This window comes from Puia sp. (assembly GCF_036500295.1).
Classification (GTDB): Bacteria; Bacteroidota; Bacteroidia; order Chitinophagales; family Chitinophagaceae; genus Puia.
This window is the reverse complement of the sequence record NZ_DASYCH010000035.1, coordinates 50,279-71,958: the sequence shown is the minus strand read 5'-3', so window position 1 is coordinate 71,958 and position 21,680 is coordinate 50,279. Positions and strand designations below refer to the sequence as shown.

Below are 21,680 nucleotides of genomic sequence, written 5' to 3'. Positions count from 1 at the left end.
ATCGAAGCAGCCGATCTGCTCTGGAGCCCGCTGCGGGTGCATAAGAAAGGCAGCCGCAACAATCCCGAAGTGTATGGACAGACGACCGCAAGCGGCCTGACCGCCGATCTCCTGCTCAACAACGCCCCGGCCCTGGCTCCGGCGGAGTTCGTCCTCCCGGGATCCTTCCAGCCCGCCCTCCTCTCCTACTCTACTCAGGAAGAGGCGTCCAGACTTCTTCACCGCCTGGCGGAGGACGAAGAATATCGCCGGCAACTCCGGCAGACCATTCATTCCGCATTCGTCTATTTTATAAAAGAGAATTTTCAAATGGCGTTTGCCGCATTAACCGCCCTTCCCGAAGAATATCCACCGTGTTAACTGCGCTCCCGAAGAAGATTCACCGTGTTATTCGCCCTTCCTGCGGAACGTTAGAAAAGGCGTGCAGATGCCATAAAAGCGCCAGGTTATCCCATTAAGCAACCCGTTGTACACGACGCTGCTGATCAGAATGGCGATCGCCCCACCCGTAATCCCCGCCACCGGCAACAGCCACCAGCTGCACCCGACGAGTATCACCACGTATACTCCAAGACAGTACGCGGAATATTTCTCCCGCCCCTGCATCATCAGGATCGTATTGGCCGGCCCAAAGAGCGAGAACAGGAACTGGGCAATGCTGATCAGGACAAGCGCCCCGTAGCCGTTGTCGAAGGCCGGGCCGAAAAGCCGCAACAGGAAATGACCGGCGAAAATATTCACCAGCAGCAGCGGCAGCGAGATCAGCGTCATCAGCCGCGTGCTTTCATTGAAGAGACTCCGGGTATATTCCTTCTCCGCCTGCGAATGCCGGGCAAACAGCTGCGGCAGCACCGAATGCATGAGAAAGAAGGGGAAGATGAGCAAGTCGGCAAACCGATAGGCGATGTTAAAGACTCCCACCTCGCTTTCCGCCGCAAACAGCGGCAGGATCAGCATCGTCACCTTGGTGCCGAGCAGGTTGAGCAGACTGATGATAAAGAAATACGTGGTCTTGCTGCCATACCGCTCGTCGGGCGCATCTGGCGAAGCCGCCCCTGTCGTGGCGCCCCCTGGCGTAGCCGCCTCGCCTGTCGTGACGCCCCCCGCCGTAGCCCCGCCTGTCGTGGCGCCCTCCGCCGTCGAAACCCCGCCACCAAGCCTCCGCATCTTCCGCGCGATAAGTCCCAGGATAACCCCACAGCAAAGCGCGGAAACGATCGTCCCGAGCAGGACAAGCACTCGGCTGTCGAAACGAACAGCCGACAGCCGGAACAGCCCCGTAAAAAGGAGCAGCAGCAGCGGGCGGACCATCTTCTCCACGACCTGGCTTTGGCGGATATGGTTCAACGCCTGCAGGATCATCTGATTCAGGCTGAGACTGGCGGAAAAATAAACGGCGGCGATGGCGATCAAAAATAGCCCCCGGTGTTCACTCAGCGACCGCAACGGGATCAGCGAGATGATCCCGATAAACGCCCCACCGATGAGCAGCGTCGCGCCAAAGACCCAGCCGTTGGCGGCCCTCACGAGTCGCCGCACCCGCGAGTCTTCGCCGGCCCCGATATATTTTGGAAGTTGCGCCAGCACCAGGTCATCACGCCCGCCCATGACGAGCACGCTGAGAATGCTGACCCAGTTGAAGACATGGACGTATAGCCCGTACGAGGTCGTATCGGTGGACCGCACCAGCCACCAGTTGGAAGCAAAGACCAGGACGATGGAGATGCCCTGGATCAGAAAGGAATAGATCGTTCCGCGGAAGATGCGTCGCCGGTCCGTTGCCGTTACGCCGTCCCCCAGGAAGCCGATCAGCCTGCTCATTTGAGCGCTCGGATGATGGAGGAGAATTCCGTGGCATTAAGCGAAGCGCCGCCAACCAGCCCCCCATCGACGTCGGGTGAGTGGAACAGTTCCTTCGCGTTGGCCGCTTTCACACTGCCGCCATAAAGGATGGGGATATGATTGGCCGTAGCCTTGTTGTACTTCTTTGCAAACAGGTTCCGGATATGCGCGTGCATCTCCTGGGCCTGCCCGACGCTAGCCGTTTTCCCGGTGCCGATGGCCCAGATGGGTTCATAGGCGATAACCATCTTGCGGATATCTTCCTCGGAAAAATGAAAAAGCGATTCCATCAGCTGGGTCTCGACATACCCTTCCTGTGCGCCCACTTCCCGGATGCTGAGGGTCTCGCCGCAACAGAAGATGGGGGTGATGCCGTTCTCCAGGCAAAGGGCGACCCGCTGTGCCAGCGACTGGTTGCGTTCGGAGAAGTATTCTCTTCTTTCGCTGTGCCCGAGAACGCAATACCGGATGTTTATCGACTTCAACATCTCGGCGGCCACCTCACCGGTATACGCGCCCGACTTCTGGTCCGAGCAGTTCTGAGCGGAGGCAAGATAGTTCTTCCGGCCGGAAACCTTCTGGGTAGCCAGCGTCAGGTAAGGAAACGGTACCGCAAAAACGGCCAGCTGGTGATTGGCCAATTCGATATTCTCGTTCAGAATGCCATCCAGCAATTGCTCCCCCTGCTGATAGGTGAGGTTCATCTTCCAGTTTGCGGCCGCGATTTGTTGTCTCATAATATATCCTTATTGTTTGCGCGAAGCCGCGCGTGGCGGCTCATAAAGAATCAAAAATATGTTTTAATGTCAGTATTTGCCCTTCGCTGAGCGATTGATTTTTCAGTTTCTTCCAGCTGGCGATATCGCGAAGCGCCTTATCCCACTCGTAGAGGACCGACCCATCGGTTCCCCAGCTGAAGTCCGGGACGTATTTCGGCGGCATCCCCGGGCCGAAGATATTGCAGCTGACCCCGACGACGGTGCCCGTTCCAAAAGAAGTATTGATGGCGGCGCGGGAATAGTCGCCCATCAGCAGGCCGCATTTCAGTCCGGCGTTGCGCCAGTCGCCCGATGACGGATGCCAGACGCGGATCTCGCCCGCATTGTTCTTGAGATTGGAGACGCTGGTCCCCGCGCCAAGATTACACCATTCGCCGATCACGGAGTCGCCGAGATAACCATCATGGCCCTTGTTCGAACAGCCAAAGAAAACGACGTTCTTGATCTCGCCGCCCGCGATACTATGAGGTCCCAGCGTCGTGGCACCATAGATCTTCGCCCCCATCTTGACGATAGCCCCTTCGCCGGCGGCAAAAGGCCCCCGGATGAGTGCGCCGTCCATGATCTCCGCGTTCCGGCCGATGTAGATCGGGCCCGTCGATGCGTTGAGCACACAATGCTCAAGCCTCGCGCCTTCATCGATAAAGATCGCCTCCGGTGCAGTCACCCGCACCGACGCCGGGATGGGCAGGGAATGACGGCCTGCCGTAAGCAGATCGAAGTCTTCGAGCAAGGCCTCGGCATTGTGCTGGAAGATATGCCAGGGATAACGGATCAGCCGGCCGTGCGTGATGATCCGGTCGATGGACCCATGCGTCAGCGGTCCGCGGGCGAGTTCCCCCCGGATACGGGCCGCAAGGGCCCGCGTGGGCAGGATGTTCGCAGGCAGCGCCGGCGCCGAATCATCGTCGATGAGCAGGGTGTTGTTGGGACCGAGCAGCTGTTCCCATTTTTCGCGGAAGGTCAGGATACCCATGCGGATGTCAAGCACCGACCGCGTTGCCGTCAACGGCAGAAGATCATGTGTACAGGAGACGTCTTCCAGCGCAAGATTATGCATGGCCGAAATTAAATAAAAAGTCCCCGCCATTCGGCGAGGACTCCTTATTTAGAATGCTTTTATTTCTTTTTCTCGTAACGCTTCTTGAACTTGTCGATACGCCCTGCGGTGTCGACGAGCATGTTCTTCCCGGTGAAGAAAGGATGCGAAGTATTTGAGATTTCCAATTTGATCAGGGGGTATTCATTACCGTCTTCGAACTTGATGGTTTCCCTGGACTGAGCGGTAGACTTGCTCAGAAAGGTTTCGCCATTACTCATATCCTTGAAGACGACGGGCCGGTACGCTGCCGGGTGGAGACCTTTTTTCATAATCTGTTCTGTTTAAAGGTAGTACGGATTTGGCCGTACAGTTTTTTAATTTGGACTGCAAAGCTACGCATTTGTAGGTGGCGGTCCAAATAATTCTGGCCGCCGGCCCTGCTTGCCTTCAGCTTATTTTTACCTTCAGCTCTGCCCTTCCCCTCAGCTCTGCTTTTCCCTCAGCTCTGCTTTTGCCCTCAGCTCTGCTCTTCCCCTCAGCCCTGCCTTTAGCTCCGCATATTGACGAACTGCAGCGCGATACCCAGGTCGGCGCCGCCGCAAAGCTTGATGACGGCCTGCAGGTCGTCGATCTTCTTCGCGGTGACCCGGATCAGGTCGTCCATGATCTGGGACTGAACCTTCAGCCCGGAGTCCTTGATCAGCTTGGTCACCTTCTTGGCATCCTCCTGCTTCAGGCCATTGCGGACGGGAACCTCCTGCCGCGTGACCTTTCCACTTGGATAGGGGTCCTTTTGCAGGTCGAAGGCAAGCGGATCGAGGCCCTGCTTCATGCTCCGGCTGATCAAAACATCAACTATCTGTTTGATCTTCATCTCGCTATCAGCTTCCAGGTCGATCTTCATGTCCTTTTTGTTCAGCTCGATCTTCACCGGGGAGTCCTTGAAGTCGAACCGGTTGGTGATCTCTTTTTTGGTGACATTGACCGCATTGTCCAGCACCTGCTGGTCTACCTTACTAACGATATCAAAGGATGGCATAATAGGTTGTTTTGCGCTTCAGGGGTTCATGGCCAAATGTAACCCTTCAGCGCAAAATGGCTAATGTCGGGCCTTCGGCCAATGGCCCCTTTGGCCATTTGGGAGTTGAGCGGCAAATATAAAAAAAAGGGGGAACCATTGGCCCACCCTTTTTGATCGCAGTTTTGGGGTTCTAATTATTGCCGCCCGCTTTCACGCGGTTTTCTTCCTCGCCCGCCCCACTATGTCTCCTCCCACCCTGTGCCTTAAAGGGTTTCCCGAAGTTCCAGCTAAAAGTCGCGGCCACCACCCGGCTGTCCCGGTTATTGCGGAAAGTGGCTTCCGTCTGCTGAAAGTTGATATATCCATGGGCCCGGTTGGTATAGAACATATCCCGGATACCGAGTTTGAGGGACGCCTTATCATGCATAATCTTCTTCGACACGGCCGCCGAAGCCTGGCCCATCGGGTAAACAACGATCTGGCCTTCGACGCCTTTCGTGCGATAGAAACCGGAGATCTCACCGCTCCAGCCGCCCGGGAAGTTAAACTGATTGTTCATATTAAGCAGGAGGGTCGTGGCGCTGACATCGATATCCTCCCCATAGAGCAACCCGGTGAATCTGTTGTAATTCAAATTACTGTAAAGTATCGCGGTATACCATTTGGTCATCTTTATCTGCGCGCTCACCGAGATCCCGGCATTTTCGCGGCTGCCGATATTCCCATTGCGGACGATGGTGGCCTGACCGGACTGCTGGAAGGTCTCGGAGAAGAAGTTTTTGGTATAGCCATAGTTCACGGTTGTGGTCAGGGTATGGCGCCACGTGTGGGACAGCTCGAGATTGTCCGAGAATTGGGGTTGGAGATAAGGATTGCCGGCCTGATAGGTGTATTGATCGAGGAAGAAAAGGAAGGGGTTCAGGTCCTGGTAGGCAGGCCGGTCGATCCGGCGGCCATAGTTAAGGGAGAACATGTTCTTTTCATTGACCGTATAGCCGAGGTAGGCGGTCGGAAACAGATTGACATAGCTCCGGGAAAAAGAAGAGTCCCGGTTGATCACGGAGATGCCGTTGCCCAGTTGATGACCTGAATAGTTCGTGTTCTCCGCACGCAGCCCCACTTGCACGCTTAGTTTCTTAAACTGTTTGGTCATATTGATATAGGCCGCGTTGATATTCTCACGATAACGGAAGTGGTTGGTCTTGGTGGTATCCACTTCGGCGACGTTGTTGAACAGGTTGAAGTAATTGGCGACATTGTCCGTGTTCACATAGCTGAGCTTGATCCCCGTCTCCAGTTTGTACCCCTTCGCCAACGGCCGGGTATAGTCGGTCTTCAGGGTATAGATATTGATGGTGCTGGGCAGATCGCCTGTGAGTACCGTCTCGCCCAACTTGGTCATCCCCGGGGAATAGGTGAGGTTATCAAAATACTGATCGCTCACCGAGCTATAGCGGACATAATCCACATCCGCCGTCAGTTCGCGGCCCGTCGAATCATAGGTATGACGGAAGTTGAGATTGAAGCTGCCGTTCTTCCAGGTCGTGTTATTGGTGCTTGGCGAGTGTACCACCGAGTCGAGCGTGTAATGCGGGTCGAGCAACTGGATAGTGCTGGTGCCGAGGTTTTGCTCCTTGTTGCGGAAGCCGCTGACCACAAAGCCGACCGTCGTTTTCGGGGTAACGTAATAGTCCATCCCGAACTTCAGGTTCATCGAGGGGTTGGTGAAATGCATCTCCGTCTCCTGGGAAAAGATGGAATTTATCGCCTTGGTGTCTGCGTCCAGGTATTTCCGGTTGATCGACAGATGCTGGAATCCTTCCCAACGCGCATAACCCGCGTTGAGGAAGAAATTGGCCTTGCCGTCGCGGTAGTTGAGGTTGACGCTTCCACTGGGTTTAGGATAGACACCCTGGGTATGCGTAAGGTTGAGGTTCCCGTTAAACCCTTTCAGCTTGTTCTTTTTCGTCTTGATATTGATGATCCCGGAATTGCCGGCGGCATCGTATTTCGCCGAAGGGTTGGTCATGAGCTCGATCTGGTCGACGGCGGAGGCCGGCAGGCTGCGGAGATAGCTGCCCAGCTGAGTCGCCGAAAGATAGGTCGGCTTCCCGTCGATCATGATCGTCACCCCCTGTTTGCCTTTGAGGCTGATATTGTCATCTTTGTCCAGGGTCACACCCGGAGATTTCTCCAGCACGTCCATCACGGTGGCCCCCGCGTTGGTGGGCGACGCGTCAACGTTCACCACCATCCGATCTGCCTTCTGTTCCAGGAAGGGCCGGCGGGCTACGACGGCAAATTCCTTGAGACTGGTGGTCGCGGCGGACAGGACCAACGGCGGCAGGTTGCGCGTAGCGCCTTCGTGAGTAAGCGTAAAGGCCGGCGAGTACCCGGCGCTAAAACCCACCGAGGAAGCCATCACCAGGTATTTCCCCGCGGCGACATGTTCAAAAGCAAACCGACCCGCCTTATCGGTGGCCACCACCTTCAGTTTGCTGGAGTCTTTTGCATTTAGAAGCGTAATTGATGCAGATTCAATAGGTTGCCCCTTTGCGTCACGCGCCGTGCCGGCGACTTTTCCGGTTAGCTGCGCCATGGCAGGCACCGAGAAGAAGAGAATAAAGGCAGTCAGAAAGGTGTAGGTGTGTCTCATAAAAAGTTTCTTTGTCTGTTATGCACGAGCCGCTTCGTCCGGTCCTTCGCGATCCACGTCTTGCTGTTTTGTCTGTTATACCCGGATCCCCGCGGCTTTGTCTAGTACTGTTCTTTAGTTATTACAATACAAAGATTAGTATTATGCATTACATAGATCATTGCTTTATGTTGGATGGCCGTTTCCGGTGATGATTGGCAAACTCGCTGTGATGGTAAGGGGATGACTGTGAGACGGCTAATGAAATATCCAGGTTACAGAAAACCCCTGCAACGTGATAAAAGGAAAGATTCCGGGAAAGGCGGCGCGCCCAAAGAGTGCTTGCTCGACCCGTGTAACCGGCCGGCCGACGACGCCAAAAACCGCTTATTCAACCCGCGTATCGGAGCCGGGGGCCGGTTCAGGGGAGGATAATCCCTTGTTTTGCCGCTTCAAATTGAAGTAAATAAGAACCCCCGCGACCACCAGGCCAAAGGAGATGAGCTCAGCCTGCGTGGGATGGAAACCAAAGAGATTATAGGTGGAATTGACGCGGATATGCTCGACGAGAAAGCGTTCGACCCCATTCAGGATCAGGTAAACGCCAAAAAGCGTCCCCGGAACGCGAAGCCGTTTGCGCAGGCTCCAGAGTATAAAGAAAAGCCCCAGACAGGTCAGGGTCTCATAAAGCGGGGTCGGGAACACCGGGATGGGCAGCTGGCTGCAATATTGGGTATTGCAATCGAGGATATGCGCCCCTTCCCCGATGACATTATGCGGATAAGTATAAGCAAAGAACCAGTCCGGCAAAAAAGACGGTGCTTTTATCGCCAAATGAGGAACTTTATCAAGACTGCCAAACTGCGGCAAATACACCTGACTATTCTGTTGCAGGGCGTGACTAAACTCGCCGGGCCCGGCGAGCACCGGCTTCCCCGTGTTTGCCGTAATGTAAGCGCTATTGAGGATCCCCCAGTCACCATCACCCGATACCTGGCAACCGATGCGGCCAATGGCATACGCCAGCATCAGCCCCGGCGCCGCGGCGTCATTCAGATGCCAGAATCCGATCCCGTTTTTGCGCGCATAGTACCAGATAGCAAGCGCGGCGCAGATCAACCCGCCATAAAAGGTCAGTCCGCTAAAGGAGAACAACGAACCGATGGGATCCCGGACAAAATCGCTCCAGGTTTCCAGACTATTAAAGATCTTGGCGCCCGCAAACCCAAAGATAAAGGCATAGATCGTAAGGTCCCCTACCCGATCGTGGGGCCAGATGCGCACTTTTTTCTCCTGCGGCTGCGGCAGTTTTTGCTTGTTCTTCTCATAGAACTTCAACCCGGCAAACAGCAATCCGCCGATGATCCCCGCCGCCCAGCTTCCCTGCATCGACAACAAATAGTCCTGAATATTGGCGGTAAGGGCGCTGTCGGCTGTAAAAAGTCCGACCAGCTTAAAACCCAGGATGAATCCCAACAGAAAATTAAGGCTTAGCTCGGAAGGACTGGCCGGTTTTCCAATCCATACCATTTCCTCGCGATAATGCAGCAGTCCTTCCCGCTCTTTGCGCATGAGTTCCTTCGTGAGGACGATGGCGGCGGCAATAAAAGAAAGGGCGACAAAAAATCCAAAACTGTTTATAAAGCGGAGATAAGGCAGCGATATTCCGAACAGATCCTTAAGGGCAAAATAAAGGTTGGGATACATAGCGCAAACCTACGGTTTTTGGCGCGGCGGGGAAATGAATTTTTTTTCGATCCGAAAGCCCGGAGCCTAAACTAGTTATAGGGGGTTGTTCAATTTTTTCCAAAAATATCTTTTCCACACATACTAAGGCTTGTTGATTGCCGTTCCACATCAATGTTCCACGGGGAACACTTTTCCTTCCAAATTCCCGCCACTCCTGCACTTTACGGCTTATCCACAGATGTTAACTTCTCCGGCCGGGGATGGGGATTTTCACAGATATTCACATAGGATCGGCGGTCAATACCCCCTTCACAGGCTCCCGAAACCGAAAAACCCGCCCGAAGACTCGGGCAGGGTTCTTATTACTATGAATAAAGCCCCGCCTACTAGCAAATAGACTGGGCTTTATTCCGTATCGTACCCCGCAAAGCGTCCTCTGCGGGGCGAAAACTATTTTCCGCAATACTCTTCAAATGCGGCGATCAGATTATGCGCGATCAGCTGCGCCGGACGGCCTTCGATCTGATGGCGTTCGATCATATGTACCAGCTTCCCATCCTTAAAAAGGGCGATAGCGGGGGAAGAAGGCGGATAAGGCAGCAAATGCTCGCGGATCTTGTTTACCGCGTCCAGGTCAAACCCGGCAAAGCTGGTGGTCAGGAAATCCGGTTTCTTCGGGCTGTTGGCAACGGCCATCAATACACCCGGACGCGCCGAACCGGCCGAACAACCGCAAACCGAGTTTACCATCACCAGGGTCGTCCCGGCTTTCTGCAATTGCGAGTCAACTTCAGTTGAGTTCAGCAACTCCTGGAACCCGTTGTCCGTGAGTTCCTCCTTCATGGGTTCTACTATTTCCCGTGGATACATTGTCTATGTTATTTAAGATGAATACTATGAAAACACAAAAATAAGTAAAAAGTTCAATGCAAAAATGTCATCTAAATGGCCTCCGGGATGAAATTATGTCATCAACCTGCGCGCCTAACCCGTCAAAACTTCTGTAAAAGCGGGTTTTTGGCCGGATGGTATGTCGTTTGATCCCTTCTTAAGCGTAAAACGAAATTCAAAAAACTTAATAAGGATTAGCTATGACACTCGTAAAAGTAAACAACAACGGACACAAGAGCCTTTCAAACTTTGTTGATGAATTCTTCCAGGGTTTTCCCGCTCCCACCCGCGATGAGAGCTTTGGCTTTCCCCCGGTAAACATTCACGAAACGGCTGACGCGTACCACCTCGAGCTGAGCGCCCCCGGCCGCACCAAGGAAGACTTCAAATTGTCTCTCGATAATGGTCAGCTGACCATCAGCTTCGAGAAGAAGGAAGAAACAAAGACCGAAGACTACAAGACCATCCGCAAGGAATTTTCCTTCAAGAGCTTTAAGCGCAGCTTTAACCTCGACGACCGGATCGACAGCAACGGTATCCAGGCAAAGTATGAGAATGGCGTTCTGAAACTCCTCCTCCCCAAAAAGGAACAGGTAAAGGAAAGCACAAAACAGATTTCTGTTCAGTAATTAATTAGGATCGAGCGTTTCATAATTGGTTGGTTGGTTTTGGTTGAATAACAGCCTGGCCCTTTGGGGCCGGGCTTTTTTGTTGCATATACGGCCTTGTCCCCCAGTGCCCACGGTTTTTTTCCCCATGTTTTCTGGGTTTGTTTTAATTTCGGGCTTCCAAAACCCATTTTATCCAAGAATATGATTAAACCTGCGCTCATTTTAAGGCTTTGGCTTTTCGTCTCGGTTGGGCTTTTGTTTGGAATGAAAGGGGTTGCTCAAAATCCGGGGTTCCGCATCCCTCTGCAGCTATCGGATACCTCCAGACGGTATGACGACTCCCTTCTTCGGATCAGGAACATGAACCCCTATTTCACCGTCCACGTCGACTCCACACTGAGCTATCAATTTGAGATCAACCGGGACCCCGGCAGATATTACTTCTATTTGCGCAACGCACCCGTAGGCCTGAAAGTCCGGGAAAACGGGTTACTCTCCTTCCGCGCCGACAAATCCTATTTTCTGTCGGGCCGCCTGAAATACGACTACGAATACCACGTCACCATCGGCGTCCAGAACCTCAACGACCCCAAGGACAAGATGGACACCAGCTTTATCATCAGCTTCTTCACCACCGAGATCATCCCCTCCCACGTCAAACCAACGGTGAGCAGCGTCCTCTATGTCGACGAAGGCGATACCATCAGCTTCCGGGTCCAGTGCGAAACGGGCACCTACCCCATCGAAAGCCTCAATTTTTACTCCAGCGTGCCCATCAAAACGAACTCCGTCGTGCGCGAGTGCAACGACAACTTCACCTGGAGCCCACCCTATGATTTCGTAAGAGACGGCGATTCCGCCAAACAAAAGCTGGTCAGCCTTTATTTCGTGGGGACCAACAAGGTATTCATCCGCGATACCGCCATCATAAGAATATATGTAAAGGACGCCCTCAACTATCCTTACATGGTGGATCAGTACAATAACACCGTCAAAAACCTGCGGACCTATATCCTCCAGCTGAAATATGCCTTCTTCCAGTTGGACAAACGCGTCAAGCACTCCGCCCATACCCGAACCGGCTTCGACATGACGACGGCCACCACAGCGCTCGGCGGCACCATCGCGACCACTAGCGGCAACCCCACCACCGGAGCCATCCTGCCCAGCGTCGGCGTGGCCATGGTGCCGGTGAAAGAGACCGTCGCCCCGCCCCAAACAGCCGAACAGAATCAGGCCAGCCTGATCCGCAGTTCGATCAAACGGCTGGACTATACCATGCATGACAATGCGCTGCTGGGTGACAAGGATCCCGACATCACCAAGAAGATCAATAACCTGAAGACGGAGCTAAAGCAAACCCAGGTGCAGCTGATCGACGTTCCCCTCGAGGAGACCACCGGGATGACCGAAGAACAGCTCAATGCCTATTTTGACAATCCGCGGGTAAATAAGAAATACCGGATGAAGAAAGGCGGGAAGTAGCCTACTTCCTGCGTGTATCAATCAGGTACTGGATAATTCTGATTTAACTACATGTAACCCAGGATCTTGAGCATGCTCTGGGCGGTCTGCTCCTTCGCATAGACCCAGTCGGTCAGCTTGCCGTTCTTGTCATGCCCGACGATCACATGCTTCGGCGACGGGATCAGACAGTGCTTGATCCCCCCATAACCGCTGATCTGGTCCTGGTACGCACCGGTATGGAAGAAGCCTACATAAAGGGGCTCGCCGTTGACGATCTTCGGCAGGAACACCTCGTTGATATGCTCCTCGGAATCGTAGTAGTCATGGCTGTCACAGGTGATCCCGCCAAGCACGACCCGCTGGTATTCGACATCCCATTTGTTGACCGGAAGCATGAGAAAGCGTTCGCCGATACCCCAGGTATCGGGCAGCGTGGTGATAAAAGAAGAGTCGATCATATACCAGATCTCCCGGTCGTTCTGCATCTTCTGCCCGATGACGCTGTAGATATGGGCCATGCTCTCCCCTACCGTATAGCTGCCGAACTCCGTGAAGATATGCGGCATCGGCACATTGGCCCTCTTACAGGCCTTCTTGATATTGCCGACGATCTCGTTGATCATAAACTGGTAGTCATACTCGAAACCCAGCGAGTGCTTGATCGGAAAGCCGCCGCCGATATTGATCGAATCCAGTTCGGGACAGATCTTCTTCAGCTGGCAATACAGGTTGATCACCTTGTTCAGCTCGGACCAATAGTAGATATCGTCCTTGATCCCCTTATTGAGGAAGATGTGGAGCATCTTCAGCTGGAAACGGTCTTCGTTGCCTTCTATCTTGTCCACATAGAACTCGAGGACGTCCCGCGCCCGGAAACCAAGCCGGGAGGTATAAAAGGGGAAGTTGGGCTCTTCTTCGGCGGCTACCCGGATACCCAGTTTGAAGGGAACCTTGACGCCACGCTTGTAATGCTGGAGCTCCTCCTTGTTATCGAGGATGGGGATCACATTCTTGAACCCGCTGTTGAGCAGGGAGGCGATCCGGCTGGTATAGCTTTTCTGTTTGTACCCGTTACAGATGATAAAAGTATCCTTGGTGATCTTTTTACGCTGGTACAGCTTCTTGATGATCTCGATATCGTAAGCAAAAGAGGTCTCGAGATGGATATCATGCTTCAGGGCCTCTTCGACGATAAAGGAGAAATGACTGCTCTTCGTACAATAGCAATAGTGATATTTCCCTTCATACCGATGCCGCTTGATGGCATTGGCGAACATCTTCTTGGCTTTGTTGATCTGCATTCCGATCTTGGGCAGGTAGGTCAACTTCATCGGTGTTCCGTACTTGTCAATCAACGCTTTGATGTCCAGGCCATTAAATTGAAGGTAGTTGTCTTTTACTTCGAAACCTTCTTGTGGGAAGTTGAAAGTTTGCGTCACCAGGTCGGTGTACGTATTGTTCATTGACTGATCCAGGTTATACGATATTTACGGTTATGAATATGCAAATGTAATAAAAAAGCGAACCCCGCACAGAGTGCAGGGTTCGCTTGAAAATTTATCTTACTTAACCGAGGCTACCAGCTTCTTGAAGATATCCGGCTCATTCATGGCCAGGTCCGCCAGGATCTTGCGATCGAGGCCAATCCCTTTTTGCGCCAGTTTGTGGATAAACTGGGAGTACGTGAGCCCCTCCGGCCGGACAGCGGCGTTGATACGCGCGATCCACAGCGTACGGTACTCTCTTTTCTTCAATTTCCGGCCGACATAACGGTACTGAAGACCCTTCTCCAGCACGTTTTTCGCAACGGTATAAACATTCTTTCTTTTTCCGTAGAACCCTTTCGCTTCTTTCAAAATGCGTTTCCTGCGAGCGCGGGAAGCGACGGCGTTTACTGAACGTGGCATATCTTACTTACTTTAAAGAATTAATAATTTGATTACGTCTGAACATCCGTGCGACGGCCTACTTCAACCGCAGAAGACGCTTTACAAAATCCGTGTGCGAACCGCTTACAACACCTTTCTTGGCCATGTTGCGCTTACGTTTCTTGGATTTCTTGGTGAGGATGTGACGCTTGAAGGGCTTTTGGTAAGTGATCTCGCCCGTGCCGGTTACTTTGAAACGCTTCTTGGCACTTGAGTTCGTTTTGACCTTTGGCATGTTGAATGCTTTTTATGTGTTACCCTGATGGCGGCCCCGCACAGGCGGGACACTTATGGAGCCGGTTGGGCAATTTCCCGTAAGGGACGCAAAACTACGAAAAAAAACCGCATCCAGTGCGGTTTTTTATGATTATTTAGCAGCAGGCCCCGGCGACGCCCGGAGAACCCCCCGGATCAAGTCGTCGGTTTTTCCTTCTTTTTCTGCGATTTCGGCGCCCAGATCGCCAGCATCCGCTTGCCCTCCATCTTCGGCATGCCTTCCAGCACCCCCGAATCGTTGAGCCGCTCGGCAAACTTCAGGAGAAGCAGTTCCCCCCGTTCCTTAAACTGGATAGCCCGCCCCTTGAACTGGACATAGGCCTTTACCTTATTGCCCTCCTTCAAAAACTTCTCGGCATGCTTTGCCTTGAAATCGAAGTCATGGTCATCGGTATTGGGAGTAAAGCGAATTTCCTTCACCTCAGAGGCCTTGCTCTTGGCCTTCATCTCCTTTTCCTTCTTCTTCTTCTCGTATAAGAATTTATTATAATCAATGATCTTACAAACGGGAGGATCGGCATTGGGAGAGATCTCAACGAGATCCAACTGTTGATCCTGGGCCATCTTCAGCGCTTCCTGAGTGGAATAAACGCCTACTTCTACATTATCGCCGACCAGTCGTACCTGGGGTACTCTGATCATATGGTTTGTACGATGTTCTTGTTGTTGTTCTTTTCTAAAACGTGGATTGAAATTCCCGCGTGGGGGTCTCGGTGGAAATGGCGGCATTTACTGTTTTTAAATTCAGCTTCTTTCCCTGTAGAAGCTGCTAATTTTTCTTGTTCTCAAATAAACGCCCTCAGGGATTGGGGGCGCGCTCAATAATATCTTTTCTGATCCCGGCGATGAACTCCTCGATCCCTTGAACCCCCAGGTCACCTTTTCCCTGGCGGCGTACGGCAACTTTATTGTCGTTCATCTCTTTCTCTCCGACGACCAGCATATACGGAACCCGGGCCAGCTCTGTATCCCGTATCTTCTTCCCGATCTTCTCACTCCGGTCATCCACTTCTACACGAATATCTGCATTTTTCAGCAGAATCGAAAGACTTTGTGCATATTCCAGCGACTTATCGGTGATGGGTAGGACCTTGACCTGCAAGGGCGCCAGCCATACCGGAAACTTCCCTGCATAATGCTCCAAAAGGAAGCCGATAAAGCGTTCATGCGTCCCCAACGGCGCCCGATGGATGATCAGCGGCGTCTCGGCATGGTTTTCCTTGTTCGTGAATTCGAGGTTGAAGCGGCGCCCCTGGGCGAAATCTACCTGGTTGGTCGCCAGGGTGAACTCCTTCCCGATGGTACTCCAGATCTGTACATCGATCTTGGGGCCGTAAAAGGCGGCTTCTCCGGGCACTTCGACAAAAGGCGTATTGGTCCGTATCAGCACATCTCGTACCAAATCCTCCGTTTCCTTCCATAATTCGGGCTCATCTATGAATTTCTGCCCCAATTTGGCCGGATCATGCGTGCTAAAACGCATGACGTACTTATCGATACCAAATATTTTAAAATATTTAAGGTACATCGCATTCACCGCGCTAAACTCGTCATAGAACTGCTCCCGGGTACAATAGATATGCGCATCGTTCATATGCAGTGACCGCACCCGCATCAGCCCGAAAAGCTCACCGCTCTGCTCATAGCGGTAACAAGTGCCATATTCCGCCAGCCGGTAGGGCAGGTCCTTGTATGACTTTGGCTCCGCCCCAAAGATCTTGTGGTGGTGGGGGCAGTTCATCGCCTTCAGGTAATACTTCTCCCCTTCCAGTTCCATCGGCGGAAACATGCTTTCCTGGTAATATGGAAGATGCCCGCTGGTGATATACAAACTTTCCTTGGCAATGTTCGGCGTGACCACCCGTTTGTAGCCTGCCCGCTCCTCCGTTTCCTTCGCCAGCTTTTCCAGCTGTTCGATGATCACCGTACCATTCGGCATCCAAAGCGGCAGTCCGGGTCCCACCTGCTCATCAAAGGTGAAAATACCCAGTTCCTTCCCCAGTTTCCGGTGATCCCGTTTCTTCGCCTCTTCGATCATCGCCAGGTATTCATCCAGCTCTTTTTGCGAAGGGAAGGTGACGCCATAGACCCGGGTCAGCTGCTTGTTCCGCTCATCGCCTTTCCAGTAGGCGCCGGCAATATTGGTCAGCCGTACGGCCTTGATAAACCCCGTATTCGGGATATGCGGGCCACGGCAGAGATCGGTGAAACCGCCCTGGGTATAGAAAGTAATGGTCCCATCCTGGAGATTCTCCAGCAGATCGAGTTTGTATTCATCGCCCTTGTCCGCAAAATACCGGATGGCTTCCGCCTTGCTGATCTCCTTGCGCCGGTACTCCTCATTCTTCCTGGCGAGTTCCGCCATCTTCGTCTCCAGCTTCCGCAGATCCTCATCGCCAATCTGCTGGCCACCCAGGTCCATATCATAATAGAACCCGCCGCTCTCCAGCGAGGGCCCTACCCAGAATTTAACCCCGGGGTAAAGCGCTTCCACGGCCTCAGCCATCAGGTGCGCCGAAGAATGCCAGAAAGTGGCTTTTCCGTCCGTATCCGTCCAGGTCAGCAGTTTCAACGTTGCGTCCGTGGTGATGGGCCGGGTGGCATCCCACACCTGCCCATTAACATTTGCGGCCAATACTTTCTTCGCCAGCCCTTCGCTGATGGACCTGGCAACGGCGAACGCAGTGACGCCGCTTTCGTACTCTCTGATGGCTCCGTCCGGAAAAGTGATCTTGATCATAAGGGTGCAAATTTAACAAACTATTGCCATTGATCCGCCATGTCAATTTTACAAATGGTACACGTTCCAATGATTTATTTACATAATTTGCCTTATGCGGAGACTCTTGCTGTTGCTTTTATTTATAACCCCTTTTGTACTGCAGGCACAGGATGTCACGGGGATCTGGCAGGGTCATTTCCGGTCTGCGGGCAGCGTCACCATGCGCAATTCCATATTCGATGACCGTTATCGGTTTGAAGTCCAGATCGCCCAGGACGGCAAAGCGTTTCAGGGCGTGACCTATTCCTATCTTTCCACTATTTTTTACGGCAAAGCCGCAGCCACGGGCACCGTGAACATAAAAACCTCGAAGGTTCTTTTGCAGGAAGGAAAACTGCTGGAATATCGCAATGCCGGCAATGACGTCTGTATCATGACCTGCTTCCTGCAGTATACCAAATCCGGCGACGAAGAATTCCTGGAAGGCACCTATACCAGCATGAATGTCCGGGATTCGAGCAACTGTGGCCGCGGTACCGTCTTCCTCCACAAAGTCCCCACCTCGGATTTTTATACGGAGCCCATCGTGGCGAGACGGGAAAAGGAGATCGCCGAAACCGACTCGCTGAAAGCCGCCGGCAAGACGGCCATCCGCAAACCGACGGAGAAGCCCACCCGCAAACCCGGGGTCGCCGCTGCGCCGCCGCATCACCCGCCAACAGCCTCTACCAAGCCAAAACCACCCGCCGGGACAAAAAGGAATCCGCCGGCCACCGCCCGGACCACCCCACCCGTTCGTAAACCGGCTACGCCTCCGGTGACCAAACCCGTCACACCCGAAAAAGTTCCCCCACCGATCGCCCGCGTCGAGGTGCCCCGTCAAACGATGCGTCAGCCCATGACCGACAGCGGTAATATGGGTATCGGCAGGAAGTTCCCGACCATCGCTCCTCGGGTCCTGCAAGACCGCCAGAACCAGACGGTGAAGACCCTCGTCGTCCATACAAACGAGATTACGCTCAATATCTATGATGATGGCGCCATCGATCACGACACCGTATCGGTCTACGTGGACAACAAACAGGTGATCAACCACGCGATGCTGACCGACAGGCCGCTCGTCGTGACCCTCCATCTCGATGAGAACGTCGACTATCACGAAGTGGTGATGGTGGCCGAGAACGAAGGGGAGATCCCGCCCAACACATCACTGATGATCGTAAAAGCCGGGGACAAAGAATATGAGGTTCGCATCACCTCCACCGAACAGAAGAATGCCGTTGTAAAATTTCAATATATAAAATAGCCCCCTCATGCGCCTGCCGCTCCTGTTATTGCTGTCGTTCCTGTCGCTTGGCGCAAGCGCGGCGGAGGACCTGAACGGCATCTGGAAGGGAACCCTCACCCAGGGACCCGGCGGCTGTTATCCCAGCTATTTTCTCGAACTCCAGATCACGGTCACGGGCGACCGGATATCGGGCAAAGCGTATGACTATTATGACAAAGCGCACTTTGTCAAGATGAGCTTTACCGGCCGCTACAACGCCCAGACCCACCGGATGGTGCTGATCGAAGACCGCGTACTCGAAGCCGATATCCCCGGCGAATGCCAGCCCTGCGTCAAGACCTACGATCTCAACTATGCCCGCAACGGCGCCCTCGAAGAACTCACCGGCGACTGGAAAGGCGTCTATTCCGACCGGCATCTCATCTGTCCTCCAGGGAAGATAAAACTCCAAAAAGCCGCTTCCTCTGACTTCCCCGTCGACGTGGAACAAAACGATACCCTGGCCGGGATCCAGGCCTCGCTGCGGCTGCAACCCAGGGAGAAAGAAGTGGTAAAGACCGTGACGGTAAAAAGCTCGCAGATCAAGATCGAACTCTATGACAACGCGGAAATAGATCACGACACGGTGACGGTGTTCATCAATAATAAGATCCTGCTCTACCGGCAGATGCTGACCGACAAGCCGCTGACCATAAATTTCAACGCATTTCCCAACCTTCCCTACGAACTGGTGATGTATGCCGATAACCTCGGGGATATCCCACCCAATACGGCGCTGATGATGATCACCGCGGGTGACCAGAAGTTCGAGGTCTTTCTGTCATCTACGGAAACGAAGAGCGCGACCGTGAAATTCATCTACAGGCCCTGACGCTTATTTTTTGGTAAGATCGAAGGAATCGACCAGTTCCCCGCAATGCAGCATTTTATTCTTGTAAACCGGGTGCTTCGACCCCAGATAAGGATTGAGAACGGTGGAACTATTGCTGATCCAGTAAGCCGGGATCGTATCGCTGAATGCCATGGGGCATTTGATATGATAGATCACCGCCTGGTCATAACGCACGGTACGGATCAGGTTATAGAGCTCATCGGTCATCAGATCGAAGGAATGCCTGCGGCCTTCGATGCCCGCTTCCCCGACGAACCCCTTGGCGTCACCACTGAGGCTCGCGGCCAGGCTCTGGGCGGTAAGCACGATCCCGCTATCCGCCTTCATTCCCTTTAGCGGCAGGCTGTCGGCCTTCGCGGCCAACACATAAGCGGCCTGGTCGGCCTTCCCGGTATCCCAATCCACAAGCGCGTCATGGAGAAGGTAATAGCTGTTTAGCAACTGGCTGAACGTAGTGTCGAATTGGGGGGTATTCTTCGAAATGGTCAGGGGCTTGTTGGCGGGCAGGGAGGTGTTTACGGGCTTATCCGAAAGCAATTTCCAGGCGAGAAAACCCGCCGCGAGCAAGACGATAGCCAAAAGAATGAATTTCTTCATTGATCGGATTTTGATGCAAGGTACGGATTTAGTTACTTTTGCACCCATGTTAGCAGGACTACAGAATGTAACTTTTGAATTTGGCGCCCGGGTCATCGTAAAGAACGCCACTTGGCACATCCAGCCCAATGAACGCATCGGACTTATCGGCTATAACGGTACGGGGAAATCGACCCTGTTGAAATTGTTCTCAGGCGACTACCTCCCGTCCGAAGGGACGGTGGAGCAAAGCCGCACCACGACCATCGGCTATCTCCACCAGGATCTCCTGAGCTTCGACACCAACGGCTCCATCCTCGAAGTGGCCATGACCGCGTTCCACCGGGTTCTCCAGTTGGAAAAGGAGATCGATGAACTGGGCAAACGCCTGGAAAAAGACCATGAGAACCACGACCTTCTCATCCAGTACACGGATGCCCTCCATGAAATGGATACCCTCGACGGGTATACGATCCACCACCGGACGGAAGAGATCCTCCAGGGACTTGGCTTCGCCAATGCCGATCTGCAACGCGCCTTCCGGGAGTTTAGCGGGGGCTGGCGGATGCGGGTCCTCCTGGCCAAGATGATCCTGCAAAAGCCGGATCTGCTGCTGTTGGACGAACCGACCAACCACATGGACCTTCCGTCTATCGAATGGCTGGAAAAATACCTGCAGCACTACCAGGGCTCGGTGGTGATCGTCAGCCATGATAAATACTTCCTCAACCGGATGGTCACCAAGATCGTGGAGCTGTATCAGAAAGAGCTGCACATCTACAATGGCAACTACACCTTCTATGAGACCGAGAAGGTTCAGCGGGTGGAGCTCCAGCAACGTGCCTTCGAGAACCAGCAGGACTATATACGCCAGCAAGAACGGTTTATCGAACGCTTCCGGGCCAAGGCCAGCAAGGCCGCCGCGGCCCAAAGCGCCATGAAACGCCTCGAAAAGATCGACCGCATCGAAGACGTCGAGATCGAACGCCCAAACATCAAGATCAATTTCCGCGTCGACAAAACACCCGGCCGGGTCCTGGCCACCCTGAAACATGCCACCAAGAACTTTGGACCGATCCATATTGTGGAGAATGCCTCCGCCGAGATCGACCGCGGGGACAAGATTGCGCTCATCGGTGCCAACGGTAAAGGTAAATCCACCGTCCTGCGGATGATCGCCGGAACGGAGCCCTTCGGCGGCGAACGCGTCTGGGGCCATAATGTCGAAGAAAGCTTTTACGCCCAGCACCAGCTGGAGGCGCTGGATGTCAATAATACCCTGCTGGAAGAAATGCAGCTCTGCGGCAGCCAGAAGACCGACCTCGAACTGCGGGTGCTGCTGGGCTGTTTCCTGTTCAGCGGCGACGACGTCGACAAGAAGATCAAGGTCCTCAGCGGCGGCGAGAAGGCCCGGGTCGCCCTGGCCAAGACGATCGTCAGCAAGGCGAACTTCCTGCTGTTGGACGAACCGACCAACCACCTGGACATGCATTCCTGCGACCTCCTGATCGAGGCGCTGAACAAATATGAGGGAAGCTTCCTGCTCGTAAGCCACGACCGGTACTTCATTCAGAAGACCGCCAACAAGATCTGGGAGATCGAAGATCAGAAGATCCGCGAGTTCAAAGGCAGCTATGAGGAATGGGTAGACTGGAAAGAGCGGAACGTCGCGGCAAAGGCCGTTCAACAACAGACTCCCCAGCCCGCGCCCGCCCCGAAAAAAGAAGAACCGGCAAAGCCTGTTCCGGCCCCCGCCACTCCAATAAATAAGGAAACAAAGAAAGAACTGCAAAAGCAACAACGGCTTTTCCAGGAATTGGAACAGAAGATCGCCACGCTAAACCAACAAAAGGATGCACTGGAAGCATCCCTGGCCGACCCGGCTACGTATTCAGATAAAAATAAATTTGTCAAGGCCGAGTCAGACTACAGGAAAGCAAGCGACGAACTCCAAAAAGCCAATCGCCAATACGAACAGGTATTCGAAAAGATCGTCGAGCTGGAAAAGGTTCTTTGAATCA

20 protein-coding genes are annotated in these 21,680 nt (G+C 53.4%); 6 read left to right on the top strand and 14 right to left on the bottom strand.

Annotated features, from left to right (window positions below; all coding sequences use genetic code 11):
• A partial coding sequence (locus tag VGM48_RS07250; protein WP_331577537.1) for a hypothetical protein occupies positions 1-360 on the top strand: 360 nt, incomplete at its 5' end.
• A 27-nt stretch (positions 361-387) separates the two neighbouring features.
• Here VGM48_RS07250 and VGM48_RS07245 read toward each other — a convergent pair.
• From VGM48_RS07245 to VGM48_RS07210, 8 genes are all read right to left on the bottom strand, one after another.
• Positions 388-1,821 (bottom strand): lipopolysaccharide biosynthesis protein, encoded by a 1,434-nt coding sequence (locus tag VGM48_RS07245; protein WP_331577535.1) that lies wholly within the window; start codon positions 1,819-1,821, stop codon positions 388-390.
• Positions 1,818-2,579: a triose-phosphate isomerase gene (gene tpiA / locus VGM48_RS07240; protein ID WP_331577533.1), complete on the bottom strand. Its 762-nt coding sequence runs from the start codon at positions 2,577-2,579 to the stop codon at positions 1,818-1,820. Before tpiA ends, VGM48_RS07245 begins: the two co-directional genes overlap by 4 nt.
• Before the next feature lie 40 nt (positions 2,580-2,619).
• Positions 2,620-3,681, bottom strand: coding sequence for a putative sugar nucleotidyl transferase (locus VGM48_RS07235; protein ID WP_331577531.1), 1,062 nt, complete (start codon positions 3,679-3,681; stop codon positions 2,620-2,622).
• 59 nt (positions 3,682-3,740) lie between these two features.
• Positions 3,741-3,992: a type B 50S ribosomal protein L31 gene (locus VGM48_RS07230; RefSeq protein ID WP_331577529.1), complete on the bottom strand. Its 252-nt coding sequence runs from the start codon at positions 3,990-3,992 to the stop codon at positions 3,741-3,743.
• A gap of 218 nt (positions 3,993-4,210) precedes the next feature.
• Complete coding sequence (locus VGM48_RS07225; protein ID WP_331577527.1) at positions 4,211-4,702, bottom strand: YajQ family cyclic di-GMP-binding protein; 492 nt, start codon at positions 4,700-4,702, stop codon at positions 4,211-4,213.
• Positions 4,703-4,874: 172 nt separating this feature from the next.
• A complete protein-coding gene (locus tag VGM48_RS07220) occupies positions 4,875-7,340 on the bottom strand; it encodes a TonB-dependent receptor domain-containing protein (RefSeq protein WP_331577525.1) in 2,466 nt (821 codons plus the stop codon).
• A gap of 366 nt (positions 7,341-7,706) precedes the next feature.
• Entirely contained in the window at positions 7,707-9,026 is a 1,320-nt protein-coding gene (locus VGM48_RS07215; RefSeq protein ID WP_331577523.1) for a prolipoprotein diacylglyceryl transferase, read from the bottom strand.
• A 432-nt stretch (positions 9,027-9,458) separates the two neighbouring features.
• Positions 9,459-9,878, bottom strand: a complete 420-nt coding sequence (locus VGM48_RS07210; RefSeq protein WP_331577521.1) for a BrxA/BrxB family bacilliredoxin — start codon at positions 9,876-9,878, stop codon at positions 9,459-9,461.
• Positions 9,879-10,099: 221 nt separating this feature from the next.
• On the opposite strand from VGM48_RS07210, the gene VGM48_RS07205 reads away from it, so the two are divergent.
• A complete protein-coding gene (locus VGM48_RS07205; RefSeq protein ID WP_331577519.1) occupies positions 10,100-10,528 on the top strand; it encodes an Hsp20/alpha crystallin family protein in 429 nt (142 codons plus the stop codon).
• 183 nt (positions 10,529-10,711) lie between these two features.
• Positions 10,712-11,995, top strand: a complete 1,284-nt coding sequence (locus VGM48_RS07200; protein WP_331577517.1) for a hypothetical protein — start codon at positions 10,712-10,714, stop codon at positions 11,993-11,995.
• 47 nt (positions 11,996-12,042) lie between these two features.
• Here VGM48_RS07200 and VGM48_RS07195 read toward each other — a convergent pair whose 3' ends face one another.
• From VGM48_RS07195 to thrS, 5 genes are all read right to left on the bottom strand, one after another.
• Positions 12,043-13,440: an arginine decarboxylase gene (locus tag VGM48_RS07195; RefSeq protein ID WP_331577515.1), complete on the bottom strand. Its 1,398-nt coding sequence runs from the start codon at positions 13,438-13,440 to the stop codon at positions 12,043-12,045.
• 99 nt (positions 13,441-13,539) lie between these two features.
• Positions 13,540-13,884: a 50S ribosomal protein L20 gene (gene rplT / locus VGM48_RS07190; protein ID WP_331577513.1), complete on the bottom strand. Its 345-nt coding sequence runs from the start codon at positions 13,882-13,884 to the stop codon at positions 13,540-13,542.
• Between the two features lie 58 nt (positions 13,885-13,942).
• The gene (gene rpmI, locus VGM48_RS07185; protein ID WP_331577511.1) at positions 13,943-14,140 is read right to left on the bottom strand and encodes a 50S ribosomal protein L35; all 198 of its coding nucleotides are present in this window, start codon (positions 14,138-14,140) and stop codon (positions 13,943-13,945) included.
• Between the two features lie 176 nt (positions 14,141-14,316).
• A complete protein-coding gene (infC, locus tag VGM48_RS07180) occupies positions 14,317-14,910 on the bottom strand; it encodes a translation initiation factor IF-3 (protein WP_331577509.1) in 594 nt (197 codons plus the stop codon).
• Positions 14,911-14,980: 70 nt separating this feature from the next.
• Positions 14,981-16,921 carry a threonine--tRNA ligase gene (gene thrS, locus VGM48_RS07175; protein ID WP_331577507.1) on the bottom strand — a complete coding sequence of 647 codons (1,941 nt, stop codon included), beginning with the start codon at positions 16,919-16,921 and terminating at the stop codon, positions 14,981-14,983.
• Between the two features lie 94 nt (positions 16,922-17,015).
• On the opposite strand from thrS, the gene VGM48_RS07170 reads away from it, so the two are divergent.
• Positions 17,016-18,209 (top strand): hypothetical protein, encoded by a 1,194-nt coding sequence (locus VGM48_RS07170; RefSeq protein WP_331577505.1) that lies wholly within the window; start codon positions 17,016-17,018, stop codon positions 18,207-18,209.
• A gap of 7 nt (positions 18,210-18,216) precedes the next feature.
• Positions 18,217-19,062 (top strand): hypothetical protein, encoded by an 846-nt coding sequence (locus VGM48_RS07165; RefSeq protein ID WP_331577503.1) that lies wholly within the window; start codon positions 18,217-18,219, stop codon positions 19,060-19,062.
• 3 nt (positions 19,063-19,065) lie between these two features.
• Here VGM48_RS07165 and VGM48_RS07160 read toward each other — a convergent pair whose 3' ends face one another.
• On the bottom strand, positions 19,066-19,680 hold the full coding sequence (locus VGM48_RS07160; RefSeq protein ID WP_331577501.1) for a DUF3347 domain-containing protein: 615 nt from the start codon (positions 19,678-19,680) through the stop codon (positions 19,066-19,068).
• A gap of 46 nt (positions 19,681-19,726) precedes the next feature.
• Between VGM48_RS07160 and abc-f the strand changes: the two genes are divergently transcribed.
• The gene (abc-f, locus tag VGM48_RS07155) at positions 19,727-21,676 is read left to right on the top strand and encodes a ribosomal protection-like ABC-F family protein (RefSeq protein ID WP_331577499.1); all 1,950 of its coding nucleotides are present in this window, start codon (positions 19,727-19,729) and stop codon (positions 21,674-21,676) included.
• Positions 21,677-21,680 lie beyond the last annotated feature (4 nt).